The following is a 15,306-nucleotide window of genomic DNA, read 5'->3' as shown; positions in this document are numbered from 1 at the left end:
AAATCACCCGCGAGAACAGCAAGTGAACTTTCCCTGAGGGCAGTTGTACCCATTGCGCCTGCCGCACTCCCTATAAATCCGCAGGGAATGGTCCTGGCGAAAGATTTTTCTCCAAGGCTGTAATCAAAGGACCCCTGCCGGAAACAACATGTATGAGCACAAGAACTTGCTCAATCACTCCGTGGGGGAAGGAACCCAAAATGAAGTACCGTCGATCCGGATATGCCAAGTACGCCACTCTCGCTACGCTGACCCTGGCACTCACGCTCGCCGTCTGCGCACCGTCCACCCCGATTGCCAGTAATTCATTTACCACTGCAGCAGAAGAAACCAGCGCCCTGGTGGAGCTACCTGCAGCCCAGCTGGAAGAAACAGTGGCTGTTCCGGTATCTGAGGCTCCGGTTGCGGTGATACCCGTGACGGACGTGAACGTTCCGGCGCCCGCAGTACCGGCTAGGCCCGCCGTCGTAGCGGAACCCATTGTTCAGGCACCGCCGGTTGTTCAGGCACCGCCGGTTGTTCAGGCACCGCCGGTTGTTTCCGCACCGCCAGCCGATCCGGCACCGCAGGCAACCATTCCGCCGTCGACCGTTCCTCCCGCTGTATCCGAGATAACGCCGGTGACACCGGCGGTGCCCACTACCCCGCACGTCTCGCCCACCCACCCGCAGATTGGAATGTTCACCTTCCCCGACGGGCACATCTCTTTCCTGTTGCCGGCGGGATGGACCGCGCAAACTGAGGAAATACCCATGGACTTCTTCGGTGATGGCCGCCGAACGGTCATAGCCCATATCCATGACGAATCGGGCAGCAAGGTGGCGGAAATCGCAAGCGGTGTTTTCGGCGGCGTCGTGGGCGGGCCCGTGAACCGCACCATCCTCGATTCCCAGCCACTGACCAATTTCAATAGCCAGCACGGTCCCTCCCACTTCGCCTTCTTCAGGGACGAATACCCCTTTGATACCGAATACACCCGGTACTTCATGGGCGTGGTGGTGGATAACCTCATGACCGAGGGCCCGGACAGCACCTCGGCCAGCAGCTTCATGATCATGGGCAACGGTGCTGCCCAAGCCACTGCGACTATCGAAGTTTCCATGACCCCCGAAAGCGCCGCGGCCTGGATGGAAACCGAGCAGTACAGCAAGCTCAAGGCCCTCCTGACGAGCCTTCAGTACGCGGAGTAGCTGCCAAGATACCCGCACGCCCCTGATGGCGGCGTGCGGGTATCACGGCTGCTCCCAGTTACGCGCTTGACTCCCCAAACCCACATCTTGCGAGAAATGACCATGGAACTATTCGATGCACACACCGTAGTAATGTCCGCCGTCCTGCTGGTTCATATTCTGGGGGTGGTGATCCTTGCCATCTCAGCAGTTGCCTCGTTCGCAGTGGTACTGGCCGTGCGCGGAGTCAGAAGCACTTGGGCAATGACCCGGAACGCCGGTAGCCGCCGCCCTGTGATCTCCCCTTTATCCAAACGAGCCCGATCCTATTAGCTCTTACTGAAGACCAGGCACACGTTTTGGCCCCCGAATCCAAATGAGTTGGAGACGGCCGCGTTCTGCGTGCCGTGGCGCGGTGATACGACGACGTCCAGCCCTATCTGCGGGTCAGCGTTGCCTTGATGGTGATTGCGGGTGGGCGGGATGACGTCATGCATAACGCTTTTTACGGTCAGAATGGCTTCAACTGCTCCCGCGGCTCCAAAGAGATGACCGAGAGATGCCTTGGGTGCAGTCACAGAAGCGGAATCACCGAAGACTGTCCTGATGGCCTTTGCTTCTGCAAGATCTCCGACCGGGGTGCCGGTGGCATGCGCATTGACATGTCCAATGTCTGCTGCGCTCAAGTCTGCATCTTTGAGGGCCTTGCGGATGGCGGCAATTTGACCCGCTCCGTCATCTGCGGGCGCAGTCATGTGGAATGCGTCGGAGGAAATTCCAACTCCACGGAGGACGGCGTGGACCACAGCACCCCGGGCCCGGGCATGTTCAGCGCTTTCAAGGACCACAATGCCCGCCCCTTCCCCCAGGACAAAACCGTCGCGGTCCGCCGCGAACGGACGCGAAGCCGAGCCGGCGTCGTCCGTACGCGTTGATATGGCCTGCGTTTGAAGAAAGGCCGCGACGGTTATGGGGGTGATAGCCGCCTCGGTTCCTCCGGCTATCACCACGTCAGCTTCCCCGGAGCGAATCAGCCGGGCAGCCTGGACCAAGGCTTCGGCGCCGGAGGAACATGCCGAGACGGGGGTGTAAGAACCTGCCATGGCCCCGTAGTGAATACTCAAGGCCGCTGCGGGTCCATTGGGCATCAGCATTGGCACGGTTCGCGGTGAGACGCGACGCTGGCCACGGCTTTCAAGAACGTCATCCTCCCAGAGAAGGGTGCCTATGCCTCCCACCCCTGTCCCCACAACCACAGCAAGCCTGGTGCCATCAACTTGGGGACTGCCAGCATCTGCCCAAGCTTCCGCGGCCGCAACCATGGCAGCTTGCTGAACCCGATCCAACCGCTTTGCTGCCACCGGCGTCAACGAACCGGCCGGGTCTTCTGCCATCGGCGCAGCGATCGAAACCGAGAGACCGGAATCCTGCAGGAAATCCACGCTCACATCGCGGATGCCGGAACCTCCCGCGAGAAGGGAGTCCCACGTTGTCCTGACGTTCCCGCCCAAGGGAGTAGAAGCTCCCAACCCCGTCACTGCAATATCGTTTGCACGCATATCAACACTCCACTCGTTATCTTGTATGTCATACAAGATAAGCGCTTAGTTGTATCAAGTACAATTTTTGAGTGGAAGAAGTACGCAAGAGAAGACGCCGTTCGGACGGACCATCGCAGGCTCGCGGGCATTCAACACGGCAACGCATCTTGGACAGCGCCGTGAAGCTCTATCTCTCCAAACCAACCGGGGAAGTCAGCGTTGCCGCCATCGCAGCCGACGCAGGGGCTTTCCCCAACCAAGTGACCTACTACTTCGGCTCGAAGGACTCGCTCTTCATCCACGCCGCTTTCCTGGCCCTGCTGCACGACGCCGAACGCGTCGAAACGGTGGGACTATCAGTGGAAAGCCCGGCATCGTTCCGCGGTGCCATGGCCAGGACCGTGCTGATACTGCCCTCCCTGCCGCTGGTGGTCCGCGCCTTGGCGGCGGGAACCTCCCGACCCGACCTCTCCGCCGTCGTCGATCAGCATTTAAATCTGCTTTTCCGCCAGTCAGAGCGATACTTGACTCGCCTGCTGAAGCAACGAAAGTGGGAGCTCGAACGCCCCTTGCCCGTTGAGACGAGGACGTTCTGGAGCGCAGCGTTTGGTGCCACGCTCCTTTCGCAAGCAGGCGTCACAGGAAACGGAAATGATCTGGATCTTGCAGGAACGCTCACCGTAAGAACGGCTAAAAACAGACCCTGAGTACTGGAGACTGCGGCAGCGGACTCAAGTCCGGCATACGCCGTCGACCACTGCCTTGGCCAGCTCAAACAGCTTTTGGTTCCTGTCACTGGAAGCCTTGCGAAGGATGTTAAACGCCTCCTCCTGAGTGCAACGGTTCTGCGAGATGATCACTCCGCAGGCGGTGTTGATGACGGACCTGCTCTTCAAAGCCGCGTCGAGGTCTTCCGCGAGCTCATTCAGCGCAGTGATGCGGGTTGCCAAGCGCAGAGCCTTGCTGGCCATTTCCGCGAAGGTGGCCGCCTGCATGACTGAGGCATGTGTAAAAGTGCCAGCGGCGGGCGAGAAGAAGTTCAGAACAGCCGAGGCCTCTTCTTCCAATGCCATGGGCACCGCCAGGGCGCTCCGGACACCTGCCGCGCGCAACGCACTGCTATACAAGGGCCAGCGGGGAGCCGATTCGGCATCGCGCAGGAGGACCGGACGCGCCTCCGCCAACGCGTCGATGCAGGGGCCCTCGCTCAAGCTCTGTTCAATCCTGTCCAGCACTACAGCAGTTGCAGTACTGCCACCGATTGTTCCGGTTCGCTTTCGCCGCCCTAACGTCACGGCGCACTCAATACGTTGACCGGTGGCGCGTGACATCATAGTCGCCGCCACCCCCGCGAGGCCGTCAAGGAATGCCTTGATGTCCTCCGCCTCAACAATCAAATCGCTGAGTAGTTCTACATCAGCGGCCCAATCCTCAATGCTCACCAGATCCACTCGAATCAACCACCCGACTCATCAGGCATCGCATTCGCGAGCTCCCATTGTGACCGGACGAATCAGCCCAGAGCAGCGTCCGCCGCTAATTTAGCAAGGAAAACCTCGTTGTGTAAGGGATTCGGGGAACACAAGGTACAAGCCCGTTGAGTCAAGCTGAAGCATGCAAGCTTCTGCTCATGCAACAGGGCGCCGGGCTTCCAGAAGCCAAGCCATTGCCTCATCACGTGAGGCGAAAAATCGGGTGGGACACGGGAGCGTGCGGCGCGCCATGGCAAAGTTTGCAATGACGCGATTGACCGGATTTGATCCGAGCAGGGCAATTCGGGAAGCAGCACACTTGGTACTGAAAGCCGACTTGGCCTGACGGGTCACCGCCCGGGTGTGCGTTATGTCGATCAACATCGGATACTCGACGCCATCGGCAACCTCGTTGATTTTTGAGATGGCCGCGTGAACGTCATCAGCAGCTAAAACGGTCTCCGGATTCCAAACAAGGAGTAGTACACCCTCTGCACTGATGTCCACCGTGCCCTTGCCGCCGTCAACAGTAATCGGCTTCATCCCGCTCCCCCCAGCATCTGTGGAGCTAAGACTAGCTGCGTAGAGGTGCGAAGTGAACTCTTTCGCCAGGTAAGCGTAAACGTACTTGTTTTCGACTACGGGGTCTGGCTGGGCGAAGCCGAGGAAGTCTCACCGCCCTCAGTGGCTGTGGCTGTGGGCGTAGCTGTAGGCGTAGCCTCGGTCGTGGACGAGGAAGGTGATTCCGAGGTCGACGAGGGAGCCGGAGCAGAGGTGCTGCTCGAGGAGCGGCTCGGCATCGGGCTTTCAGTCGTACCGCCTTCGGCCTTCTCAAGGACCTTGTTGATCAAATCCTCGAGCTCCTTCTGATCCGGATCACCAAGAGTTGCGCCGCTCTTGGTAGCCACAACCAGCAGCCTGCCTTCGGCTGCGGATACCTGCATCAGCTTCTGCTGATTTTCGCCGGAACGGGTGCTGATGGTTCCGAACGTTTCCTTGGCATTGGTGTCGGCTTGAAGTTTCTCGCTGTTGACCTCATAGGTGCCGGCAAGGGTTTTCACCGTGAACTTCTTACAGCTATCCATCTTGGCGCTGATGTCTTGGAGCACCTTGTCAGCATCCGGCCCCTCACTCCCGGACTGCGCAGACAGTGACCGAGGCTCCTCGCTCTCAGACAGCGCGACGGCAATGCTCCCTTTCTCAACTTTGTCTATCAACCCCGCAGTGGCAATGTCCTTGCAGTCGCCGGGATCTACGGTGGCAGTACTCAACAGCAAGTTGGCGATGTTGCTGCCCTGGTCCACCTGATCCTTTGAGTAGAGCTTCAGTTCATTGCCGTCACCGTCCTTCATGCCGGAGATGAGGTCCCGCAGCTCATCCTCGCTGTAGACCTTGGCCTGGGCAGACTCCGAGGCCGACGCCGACGCGGTAGGGGAAGCGCTCGTCCCACCGCCCCCGCCGCCTGTGCACCCAGCTAAAGCCAGCGCCCCAATGGCCAGCACTCCGAACGCTGGAACTCTACGCATCAGACAAACCTCCCAAATAGCAAGGGTACTTAGTAACTTCAAGATTATCCGGATCTCCCCTGCAAAGGAACCATCCACGGATGACCTTCATGGAGAAGCGGACATGTGGAGTCCACCGAAGTTCCTACCCAGGGATGAGTGTGGTTCATTCCGCTGGTTGATGTGGTCCTGTTCGGGCCAAACCTAGGCTGAAGACTTCCGCAGCTCAGTCGAAGGAGTCCCCTGTGCCCTGGCTCGATATCACCGCAGCAGCCCTACTGCTGCTCACTCTCGTGGTGGGAGTGGTGACCCGCCGGGGCAAAGCTCTGATGGTCACTATTCTCGGCATGGCAACTGCCGCGACTCTTGTTGCCGCCCTCAGCTTCGAAGGCGCACGTCTGCAGGTGATCGCGCTGGTCACACTCGCCGCGGTGACTGCCGCCGTCGTGATTTGGCTCCGATCAGCGCGCCGTCCTCGCCTTGCCGTGGCAACCAGCGCCATCCTCGCGTTCAGCCTCGTGGGGACAGCCGGCGCCGCCTGGATATTGCCGCCGTTCTCCATTCCCGCAGGAAGTGGCCATCATGCCGTTGGAATAGACACGAAAGTGTGGACCGATGACAAGCGTGACGCGCATGGTGACAGCCTGCCGGGCGAGCGCCGCTCACTGCCGGCAACCATCTGGTACCCCGCCGAAGGAAGCGGGGAACGTGCGGAATACCTGCCCGGGCGGGAGCGGGCCACCTAACTGTCCAACGCCCTCGCCAACCTCTACGGCATTCCGGCTTTCACGCTGGATGGACTCTCCCGCGCCCGGAGCAACGCGTTGTGGCAAGGTAAAGCAGCTGACGGTTCTTTTCCGGTGGTGGTTGCTTCACCTGGACTCAACAGCTCCCGATGGTTCTTCACTGCATGGGCAGAGGAACTGGCCAGCAATGGCGTGATAGTGATTGCCCTTGATCACCCATACGACTCGCCTGTTACCGAGCTTGCCGACGGTACGTGGGTCCACGGCAAGCTCGAAACCACGGGAGATGACGCGGGTGATCAAGCACTGGCAGACCATTGGGCGGGAATTCGCGCCGCCGACATGCGCGCCGTCATCGATCAGCTGCATTCAGGGCTAGCGGGACTACCCGCCCTACGGTCCGCTGACCTTAGCCAAATCATCACGGCAGGTCACTCCCTGGGAGGTGCAGCCGCCTTGGAAGCGGCGCGCCTGGATGACCGGGTGGAGGGAGCCGTTGACATCGACGGCATGCCCAGAACCCCGAAGGACGCCACCCCGCTCACTAAACCGGTCATGGCGATAGTGGCCGGCGATGCGGACCCGCTCCCCGAGTACGACGCCGCACTGGACGCATTGCTGGCTAAAAGGAATGGCACCCGCGTCATTTTGGACGGGGTGACGCATTTTGGCATGATCGATCTAGGCCTCATTGTGGGCCCCGTTCCCGGGATCACCGGCACCCGAGGCCCCACCGGACCAACCTCGGCAGCCCAAGCCACCCTTCAACTTATCCATGCAATCGACTAATTTAGTAAGGTTACTTAGCTTCCTGTACTATCTGTTCCCATGAGCAGCCCGGTTAACACCCAGACGTCAAAACTCAAGCAGTCCATTACCGGCCCGCTTCTTTTTCTCTTTATCCTCGGCGATGTTCTGGGGGCGGGCATCTACGCCTTAGTAGGGAAGGTTGCAGGCGAGGTGGGCGGGGCTGTCTGGATTCCGTTGGCCTTGGCCCTTTTCCTGGCCATGCTCACCGCCGCTTCTTACGCAGAACTAGTGACAAAATACCCGAAAGCCGGCGGGGCTGCCGTCTTTGCTGAGCGGGCTTTCAAAGTGCCCCTGGTCTCGTTCCTGGTGGGTTTCTGCATGTTGGCAGCCGGGGTGACCAGCGCTGCCGGCTTGAGCCTCGCCTTCGCCGGTGACTACCTCAAGCCATTCCTGGATGTACCCGCCATTCCCGCTGCCTTGGTCTTCCTGTTGTTGATCGCTCTTCTGAATGCACGCGGGGTCAAGGAATCCGTCAGGGCCAATGTGGTCATGACAGTCATTGAGGTGTCCGGGCTGGTGTTGGTGATCGTCCTGGTGGGCCTGATGTTCGGCCGCGGAGACGGCGCGGCTTCCCGCGTTCTGGAGTTCAATCCGGCGGTCTCCCCTGGAGCAGGGATCCTCGCAGCTTCCTTGCTGGCCTACTACTCGTTCGTGGGTTTTGAAACCTCCGCCAACGTTGCCGAAGAGGTCCGTGACGTCCACCGCGTCTACCCCAAAGCGCTTTTTGGGGCCCTGCTGACCGCCGGAGCCATCTACATTCTGATCGGACTGGCCTCATCCATAGCACTGGCACCAAATGACTTGAGCAGTTCCTCGGGACCCTTGTTGCAGGTTGTCCAAGCCACTGGTTTTGGAGTTCCGGACTGGCTCTTCGGACTGATCGCCCTGATAGCTGTTGCCAACGGCGCCCTGCTCACCATGATCATGGCCAGCCGCCTGGCCTTTGGAATGGCCGAGCAATCGCTGCTACCGGCAGCGTTGGGGCGTGTCCTCCCCCAGCGACGCACACCATGGGTTGCCATCCTGGTGACCACTCTGGCCGCAATGGCACTGACCGCTACCGGCGATCTCGGTTCGCTTGCCGAAACGGTGGTCCTGCTCCTGCTGTTCGTCTTCATCAGCACCAACGTGGCCGTTCTGGTGCTGCGCAAGGACAAAGTGGAACACCAGCACTTCCGCGTCCCGGTGGTCATTCCATACCTGGCCCTGGCGTCCTGCGTACTCCTGCTCTTCCAGCAAGGCCCCGAAATCTGGTTGCGTGCAGCCGTCCTCCTGGCAATCGGGCTCATCCTCTACTTCGTTACGCGCTGGACCCAAGCACGCAAGAGGACCGGCCTGGCCGCGGACGAAGAACGGCGAGGGGCGGAGAATGTAGAGTCCTTTGAACTATGACTACTAACATCCCCTGGAACCGCGGCGAGTGGACCAACCAGCCAGCCGCCGTCGTCGAGCAGGAAGGTGACCTTCTGGTCACAGCGGCGGAAAACAGCGACGCGTGGCGCATCACGTCCTACGGTTTCATTCACGACACCGAACACGCGTTGCTTGCCCCCTTCCCCCAGGACAGCGCCATGGAGGTTGAGTTCACCGCCGCGTTCTCCCAACAGTTTGACCAAGCGGGCATCTTCGTCCGCATCAGCGGCGAGCATTGGATCAAGGCGGGCGTGGAATTCGCCGACGGCGCCGCTCAAGTGGGCGCGGTGGTCACCGACCGCTTCTCGGACTGGTCCTTGGCGCCTGTTCCGGAATGGAACGGCGGCAGGGTCCGCATGCGGATCAGCCGCTCCGGGGACGCCCTCACCATCCGGGCCGCCTCAGGCAGCAACGAATTCCAGCTGGTGCGGGTTGTACCGTTGGCCCCTGATGCGGTGGCCAACGCCGGGCCTTTCACGTGCGCACCAACACGCCCGGGGCTGAGGGTCCCCTTCCACTCCTGGCGCGCCACGGCACCGGACGGCCAGCTCCACTGAGGCCGCCGGGACCGGTGAGCTTGCGGGTCTCACTGTTCATGAGATTATGGAGTTTCCGGCAGCCTGGCATCACCAGTGCTGCGACTCAGTTGGCTCCGTAACAAGCCTATGGGGGGCACATCACGGTGGAAGATACTGCAAGTCTGTGGCGCACTGACCCTGCGACGTTCCGTGACGTGGTGATCAACCGCCAAGCATTGGAAGCTGCACTGCAAGGCGATTGTCCACCCGTGGAAAGAGTCAGATACCTGGCGCTGCTTGGCCGGGACGCCCAAGCCCTGAACGAGGGCTTAAAGCTGCTGCCAAACTCTCCTGACCGCCGTGAGTTGCTGCTGGTCCTTGCCCAGATCCATCAACGTCAGTACCGCTGGCACGACGCCGCCGTGCTCCACGAGAAAGCCTTGCGAACAGTCCGGACACCGGAAGAGGAGGCATACGTCCGCCACCACATTGGCCGACGGCTCTTCGACGAAGCCCGTTTCCGTGCTGCCGCCGATGAGTTTCAGTGGGCAGCAGACCTCTACCGTGTAGCTGACCAGCCCGAACTCGCTGAGGAAAACCGCCAGGCCATGCGCCATGCCTTGCACGTTCACAGTGCCGATCAGGGCGCGGGACGTTCCGCGTACGAGCTCTCCTAGACTTCCGCGGACCTATTGCTGACTTTGTAACACCTCAAGCAGCTCATCGGGGAGGTACAGATTCACGTCTTCGCCGTCAATTCCGGAAATGGGTTCCACGGTTTTGCCGTTCCACCAGTAGAGCAGCGGGATCAACGGTGAAGGGTGCTGAGCGTAAACGTTTGCAGCGAACATGAGCATCGCCCTGAAGTCATCAATGGTGGTGGCTTCGCTGACCAGATGAAGGCAGAGCGTATTCGTAGCCGGAATGGCGACCAAAGCGCCCAGCGGTCCGGGCGTGTAGCCGAGCAACTCGATAAATTGGTCCATGCAGGCAATCCACGACGATTGGTACACGGATTCTGTTTCGAAAACCAGAAACGAGCCTTCTTCCAGCGTGAAATCCTCGGGTTGGCCCGGACCAGCAGCTATCAGGTTACTGAAGGCCTTCTCCCACAGTAGATCTGCACCACCTACGGCTTCGGTTTGCTCAGCCGTGACGTAGGAAACGGACTCCGGGGAATCCAACGCAATCAGGAGCGGCAACCTAGCAGTGGGTCGAACGTACGAGTAGATCTCAGGGCCATGCTCCCTTTCCATCCAATCCATGGTTTCCGGGGCGATGAACTTTGGATATACACCTTCAAGCAGTTCCTCAGCACTGACCTCCGACGGACGCGCATTGGTCAATCCAGCCGCAAAGTGCTGCCCAACCATGGCGGGCCATTCCTTTTCCGGAAGGAGGACGGCTTTACGAGCCACCGCGAACAGCCCGTACTTCTGGCCATCCTCACCAGCCAAGTGATCTCCGGCATCAATGACCGTAACTCCTTGCCCGCGCAGTGCCAACACCCCAAGTTCACGTAATTTATTTGCCTGCTTCTCCGTGAATTCCGGAAGGTGCGGGTCATTGCTGGATTTCCGGGAGAAAAGGCCCACGGGCGGTCTCGTTTCTTTAGAGCGAATTTGCGCGGCCGCCATTGACGGACTTTCAAAACACTAGGGGAATTGGCGGTAGTCCCACAATCCCTGAGTCCGGATTTTTCGATGAACCAGGTCCTGAGCTAGCAGACCATGAATGCTAAGCTCAGCTCACATCGGGGCCCTGAAATGGGCGGAGCTGGGGGAATCTTGGGAACCTTTCGTGCGTCTACCGTGAAATCGGCAGTTCTTGCCGCAGTGTTGGTGGGATCCGCCGTTGCTGGGGTGGCACCAGCCACAGCTACAGCGCCGGCAGAGCCCTCACCGCCATATGTGTTTGTACCGCCCATTTCAGGATTGCCATTCGTAGGATCTGAACTGACCCTGGGCCTAACGCAGTTCCAGAAGTGCAAGACCGAGGAAGCCCCCAATGGCTTCGTTCTCGAATGGCTCAGCAACGGCGTTCCCCTGCCGGCCGAGCGGCAAGGAGAATTCCTGAAGCTCACCCCGGAGGACCGTGGTGACCGCATCTCAATGAACGTCCACACAACCTGTGCAACACCACAGGTCTTCCACAGCAGGGAGACGCGTCCAGTCGCCGCGTCCAACCGGGCCATGGGTTGGACGGACCGCGGCAACTTTGAGCTACTGGGGCGAACCGCCGGCGGGGACCTGGTCCTTTACCCTCGGACTTACGAGCCGAACTGGATTTACTGGGGTCCGGGCATGGAGCTTCTCCAGTTCCCCAGCTCCTGGGATGAACCCCGGGTGGTGGGAACAGGCTGGAACATCTTCAACATAGTCTTCTCCCCCGGCGACTTCGACGGAGACGGACACAACGATGTCCTGGGGCGTGACAGCAGCGGCAACCTCCACCTTTATCCTGGCGACGGAGACGGGGGCTGGCTCCCCCCAACCCAAGTTGGTTCCGGCTGGAACATCTTCGACTCGATCGTGGGACCAGGAGACTTCGACGGTGACGGCATCAACGACGTCCTCGCCCGCGACCGTCAAGGCAAGCTGCATCTCTACCCCGGCGACGGCGAAGGCGGCTGGCTTGCGCCCTCCCAAGTGGGTGCGGGCTGGCAGATCTTCGACAAAATCATCGCAGCCGGAGATACCACCGGTGATGGGACAGCGGACATCTTCGCCCGCGACCGCAACGGCATCCTCTACCAGTACCCCACCGATGGACAGGGCGGCTGGAACACACCATTGAAGGTGGGCCACGGCTGGGATGAAATGACCGAGATCAGCAGCGCCGGCGCCTACAGCAAGGGATACAACGTTTCCAGAAGTGAGCTCATTGCCTATAACCGGGCCGGCGGACTCTTCCTCTACTCCAACATTGGTGTTCAGGGCGACTACTCGCTTTTCAACCAAGGTCAGATCGGCACAGGCTGGAACATCTTCAGCAGCCTGATCTAAGAAGCCCTCGGGAATATGAAGCGAAGTCCCGCAGTTACAAAGTGCGCAAATAGCAACACACCGCACTTTTACAAGGGGGTTCACCACTTTGGCCACCGATTACGACACACCCCGGGCTTTGTCTGAGGAAGAGCAGGCACTTCCCCTCGCGGAGCTGGCACCCACCAAGAGCGCTGCACGGACAGACACTATCGATCTGGATGAGACCGACCTCGCGGATGCCTTCGAACTTCCCGGCGCTGACCTCTCCGGGGAAGAACTCCAGGTTGAAATTGTCCCCATCCAGAACGACGAGTTCACCTGCATGTCCTGCTTCCTGGTCCACCACCGCAGCCAACTTGCACGGGAAAGCAACGGGCAGAAGTACTGCACCGAGTGCGAAGGGTAGCGCGAGCCTCTAAGGCGAGTACCGCCGTCGCGCCCTTCCTGCCGGACCGCATACCGGACACCGGTCCCCTTGGCTCCCCATGCCTGATGTAGCCTAGTAAGCAAGCTGACTATTTTCGGAAAGCGTGGGGGTGCCTGAATGCCTGATATGGACAGATGGCCAACCAGCCGGTTGCTGTCAACTGCGGCGCGGCTCGTGGAGCTTGCCTGGAACGATAAATTGCGCCCGCTTGGGTTGACCTATCCGGCGGTACTGACTCTTGACGCCGTTGCAGCGGCAGGACCGATCACGCCAGGGGATCTTGCCCGCAGCGTGAGAGTGCAGGCCCAAACCATGGGCCCGCTGCTGACCCGGCTGGAAGCGCGCGGGTACATCCTCCGTCAGCCCAATCGCTTCGACCGCCGCAGCCAACTGATCTCAATCACCGAATTGGGCTTGTCGCTGCTGGAGCAATCACACCGCCAGGAAAACAATGTGCTGTCAGTGATCAATCTGGACTCCGAGGGTCTTCGCGAAGAGCTCCTGGCAATAGTGCGCCACGCCAACTTCAACTAAGCACTGAGTAATCCCGCGTAGACGAAAGACTGCCCGGCAAGGCAGTATGGAGATACCCGCTGATGAAGTCCGGCGTATAAGGGGGGGAGGCTCTCTCCCCCACCAACACCCGGGCTCGAAACACCAATGGTGATGCCCGGACGAACAAAAAAGGGCATCATGAGTGATCTTCAAATAGGCGACAGCCTCCCAGTGGACCTTCTAAGTTTCAAGGCAGCAGAATGTCTCGTTTCAACTGCTGCGTCCGGCACGGAAGACGTGTGCGTTCTGGATGCAGGACACACAGGCAATCATTTGGCTGCAGGTGCAGACATGGTGGTTCGGGCAGTCTGGAGCTAGAGCACAAGAGCATTGATTCAGGGGCAAGTGAGGCAGTTCGGCTCGCTTGCCCCTGGCAGCCCTAGGTACCGCAGAAAGTCCGGTACGGGCCGAAGCTCTCCGGCGCAGGTTCGGCGTACTTCCCCAAACCCGGACGCTCGTTGAACGGGTCCGAGACCGCTACCAGCAACTGTTCGGTGGGGCCGGTGTCCCCTTCAGTTGCGGCAGCGAGAGCTTCCTCCACCAAATGATTGCGCGGAATGTAGATCGGGTTGACCCGGTCCATGGCATCGGCGTTCGGGCTGGTTTCCCGCCACCGTTCCAGCCATGCATCGAACGCTGCCAGGTCCAGGATCTGGCGGCGTGCAGGCTCTACGTCCCCGCGGGCCGCTTTGCTGAGGCTCCTGAAGAACGAGGTGTAGTCCGCGCGCGTCTCCTGCACCAACTGGAGGAGCTCATCCACCAACGGTGAGGCAACGGCGTCGTCAATTCCCTCAGGCAGCCCAAGTTTGGCCTTCATGCCGTCAAACCACGTGGCGCTGTATTCCTTGCGGAATCCATTGAGCGCCTCAACGGCCAAGGCCACCGCCTGCTCCTCGTCCTCATGGATCAGCGCCGCGATTGATTCGGCAAAGCGGGCCAGGTTCCACTCCGCAATCACCGGCTGGTTACGGTAGGCGTAGCGTCCCATCTCATCAATGGAGCTGTACACCGCCACGGGATCGAAACCCTCCATGAAAGCGCACGGACCGTAATCGATGGTCTCGCCGGAGACCGTCATGTTGTCCGTGTTCATCACGCCATGCACGAACCCAACCAGCATCCACTGAGCCAGAAGTTTCGCCTGGACTGAAATGACGCTCTTGAGGAGGGCGAGGTAAGGGTTGCTTTCAGCGGCCGACGACGGGTGGTGGCGTTGGATCGCATGATCAGCCAAGCGACGGAGCAGATCCATGTCATTGCTGGCCCTGGCATATTGGAAACTGCCCACCCGAAGGTGACTGCTGGCCACCCGGGTCAGAACAGCCCCCGGCAGGAGAGTCTCCCGCTGAACCTGCCGCCCTGTAGCCACAACCGCAAGGGACCTGGTGGTGGGAATGTTCAGCGCATGCATGGACTCGCTCACGATGTACTCGCGCATCATGGGACCAACCGCGGCCAAGCCATCGCCGTTCCGCGCAAACGGCGTCCGTCCCGAACCCTTGAGGTGGAAATCGCGGAGACTGCCGTCCGAGCCTTCAACCTCACCCATCAAAAGGGCGCGCCCATCCCCCAAACGCGGAGAATAAAAACCAAACTGATGACCCGAATACCCTTGGGCTACGGGAGTCGCCTCCTCCGGAACGGCATTGCCGATCAACAGCCGTACGCCCTCCGGGCTTCGAAGAAAATCAGGATCAAAACCCAGCTCGACGGCGAGTGGCTGGTTGAGCACCAGCAACTGCGGATCCGGGGCTTCCTCCGCACGCCAAGGAATTGCTAGCTCCGGGAGCTCCCGGGCGAAGCGGCCCTCAAATGTGACAGTGGAATGCGCGACTTCACTCATCTATCAAGGATATAGATGGTGTTCCCGGCGAGAAAAGGTGTGCCGGTCCCAGCTAGCATGTGAACCACTGCCGTTTGGCGGGAGATCCATTGGGGGCGGTTTCCGCCAAAAAGTTAGGCAATACGTGATTTCATTTGCGCAAGTACGCCGTTTTTCAGCAAGAAAGGGTTGGGCCGTCGGGCTTGCGGTCACGGCCTTGCTTGCGTTCCTGGTTGGGCTGGCCCTCTTTTTCATTGGGGCCAACCACCTGGCATGGACAGGTCCTACGCGTTTCATACTGACGGGTGGCTGTGACAGGTTTATATGGCCCCGGCAGGACG

Annotated in this window: 18 protein-coding genes; 12 read left to right on the top strand and 6 right to left on the bottom strand. The window is 60.0% G+C overall.

Annotated elements, in window-relative coordinates; all coding sequences use genetic code 11:
* The first annotated feature begins 200 nt into the window (after positions 1–200).
* Both BACI9J_RS04370 and BACI9J_RS04365 read left to right on the top strand, forming a co-directional pair.
* Positions 201–1,190, top strand: a complete 990-nt coding sequence (locus BACI9J_RS04370; protein WP_201296504.1) for a hypothetical protein — start codon at positions 201–203, stop codon at positions 1,188–1,190.
* Positions 1,191–1,286: 96 nt separating this feature from the next.
* Positions 1,287–1,502 (top strand): hypothetical protein, encoded by a 216-nt coding sequence (locus BACI9J_RS04365; protein ID WP_159733334.1) that lies wholly within the window; start codon positions 1,287–1,289, stop codon positions 1,500–1,502.
* Here BACI9J_RS04365 and BACI9J_RS04360 read toward each other — a convergent pair.
* On the bottom strand, positions 1,499–2,728 hold the full coding sequence (locus BACI9J_RS04360) for a beta-ketoacyl-[acyl-carrier-protein] synthase family protein (RefSeq protein WP_159733333.1): 1,230 nt from the start codon (positions 2,726–2,728) through the stop codon (positions 1,499–1,501). The genes BACI9J_RS04365 and BACI9J_RS04360 overlap by 4 nt on opposite strands.
* A 71-nt stretch (positions 2,729–2,799) precedes the next feature.
* Here BACI9J_RS04360 and BACI9J_RS04355 point away from each other — a divergent pair, with 71 nt between their 5' ends.
* Positions 2,800–3,417 carry a TetR/AcrR family transcriptional regulator C-terminal domain-containing protein gene (locus tag BACI9J_RS04355; RefSeq protein ID WP_159733332.1) on the top strand — a complete coding sequence of 206 codons (618 nt, stop codon included), beginning with the start codon at positions 2,800–2,802 and terminating at the stop codon, positions 3,415–3,417.
* Positions 3,418–3,441: 24 nt separating this feature from the next.
* Here the strand turns inward: BACI9J_RS04355 and BACI9J_RS04350 are convergent, their stop codons facing one another.
* The 3 genes from BACI9J_RS04350 to BACI9J_RS04340 form a co-directional block, all read right to left on the bottom strand.
* The gene (locus BACI9J_RS04350; protein ID WP_236558412.1) at positions 3,442–4,152 is read right to left on the bottom strand and encodes a GAF and ANTAR domain-containing protein; all 711 of its coding nucleotides are present in this window, start codon (positions 4,150–4,152) and stop codon (positions 3,442–3,444) included.
* Positions 4,153–4,338: 186 nt separating this feature from the next.
* The gene (locus BACI9J_RS04345; RefSeq protein WP_159733330.1) at positions 4,339–4,725 is read right to left on the bottom strand and encodes a DUF7793 family protein; all 387 of its coding nucleotides are present in this window, start codon (positions 4,723–4,725) and stop codon (positions 4,339–4,341) included.
* 95 nt (positions 4,726–4,820) lie between these two features.
* Positions 4,821–5,708 (bottom strand): hypothetical protein, encoded by an 888-nt coding sequence (locus BACI9J_RS04340; protein WP_159733329.1) that lies wholly within the window; start codon positions 5,706–5,708, stop codon positions 4,821–4,823.
* Positions 5,709–5,932: 224 nt separating this feature from the next.
* Here BACI9J_RS04340 and BACI9J_RS04335 point away from each other — a divergent pair, with 224 nt between their 5' ends.
* The 5 genes from BACI9J_RS04335 to BACI9J_RS04315 all read left to right on the top strand — a co-directional run bounded on the left by BACI9J_RS04335 (position 5,933) and on the right by BACI9J_RS04315 (position 9,851).
* Entirely contained in the window at positions 5,933–6,433 is a 501-nt protein-coding gene (locus BACI9J_RS04335; RefSeq protein WP_159733328.1) for a hypothetical protein, read from the top strand.
* 78 nt (positions 6,434–6,511) lie between these two features.
* Positions 6,512–7,222: an alpha/beta hydrolase gene (locus BACI9J_RS04330; RefSeq protein ID WP_268891915.1), complete on the top strand. Its 711-nt coding sequence runs from the start codon at positions 6,512–6,514 to the stop codon at positions 7,220–7,222.
* A gap of 39 nt (positions 7,223–7,261) precedes the next feature.
* Positions 7,262–8,635 (top strand): APC family permease, encoded by a 1,374-nt coding sequence (locus BACI9J_RS04325; RefSeq protein ID WP_159733326.1) that lies wholly within the window; start codon positions 7,262–7,264, stop codon positions 8,633–8,635.
* Positions 8,632–9,213 (top strand): DUF1349 domain-containing protein, encoded by a 582-nt coding sequence (locus tag BACI9J_RS04320; protein WP_159733325.1) that lies wholly within the window; start codon positions 8,632–8,634, stop codon positions 9,211–9,213. Before BACI9J_RS04325 ends, BACI9J_RS04320 begins: the two co-directional genes overlap by 4 nt.
* Positions 9,214–9,443: 230 nt before the next feature.
* Complete coding sequence (locus BACI9J_RS04315; protein WP_236558403.1) at positions 9,444–9,851, top strand: hypothetical protein; 408 nt, start codon at positions 9,444–9,446, stop codon at positions 9,849–9,851.
* Between the two features lie 12 nt (positions 9,852–9,863).
* On the opposite strand, the gene BACI9J_RS04310 is transcribed toward BACI9J_RS04315, so the two are convergent.
* Positions 9,864–10,769, bottom strand: a complete 906-nt coding sequence (locus tag BACI9J_RS04310; RefSeq protein WP_159733323.1) for a hypothetical protein — start codon at positions 10,767–10,769, stop codon at positions 9,864–9,866.
* A 192-nt stretch (positions 10,770–10,961) separates the two neighbouring features.
* Between BACI9J_RS04310 and BACI9J_RS04305 the strand changes: the two genes are divergently transcribed.
* From BACI9J_RS04305 to BACI9J_RS04290, 4 genes are all read left to right on the top strand, one after another.
* Positions 10,962–12,179 carry an FG-GAP repeat domain-containing protein gene (locus BACI9J_RS04305; RefSeq protein WP_159733322.1) on the top strand — a complete coding sequence of 406 codons (1,218 nt, stop codon included), beginning with the start codon at positions 10,962–10,964 and terminating at the stop codon, positions 12,177–12,179.
* Positions 12,180–12,267: 88 nt separating this feature from the next.
* Complete coding sequence (locus BACI9J_RS04300; RefSeq protein ID WP_159733321.1) at positions 12,268–12,567, top strand: DUF4193 domain-containing protein; 300 nt, start codon at positions 12,268–12,270, stop codon at positions 12,565–12,567.
* Positions 12,568–12,714: 147 nt separating this feature from the next.
* Positions 12,715–13,122 (top strand): MarR family winged helix-turn-helix transcriptional regulator, encoded by a 408-nt coding sequence (locus BACI9J_RS04295; protein ID WP_236558401.1) that lies wholly within the window; start codon positions 12,715–12,717, stop codon positions 13,120–13,122.
* 159 nt (positions 13,123–13,281) lie between these two features.
* The gene (locus BACI9J_RS04290) at positions 13,282–13,461 is read left to right on the top strand and encodes a hypothetical protein (protein WP_159733319.1); all 180 of its coding nucleotides are present in this window, start codon (positions 13,282–13,284) and stop codon (positions 13,459–13,461) included.
* 61 nt (positions 13,462–13,522) lie between these two features.
* Here the strand turns inward: BACI9J_RS04290 and BACI9J_RS04285 are convergent, their stop codons facing one another.
* Entirely contained in the window at positions 13,523–14,986 is a 1,464-nt protein-coding gene (locus BACI9J_RS04285; RefSeq protein WP_159733318.1) for a protein adenylyltransferase SelO, read from the bottom strand.
* Positions 14,987–15,306 lie beyond the last annotated feature (320 nt).

This window comes from Arthrobacter sp. 9V (assembly GCF_902506065.1).
GTDB lineage: Bacteria > Actinomycetota > Actinomycetes > Actinomycetales > Micrococcaceae > Arthrobacter.
This window is presented reverse-complemented; position numbering and strand designations above follow the sequence as displayed.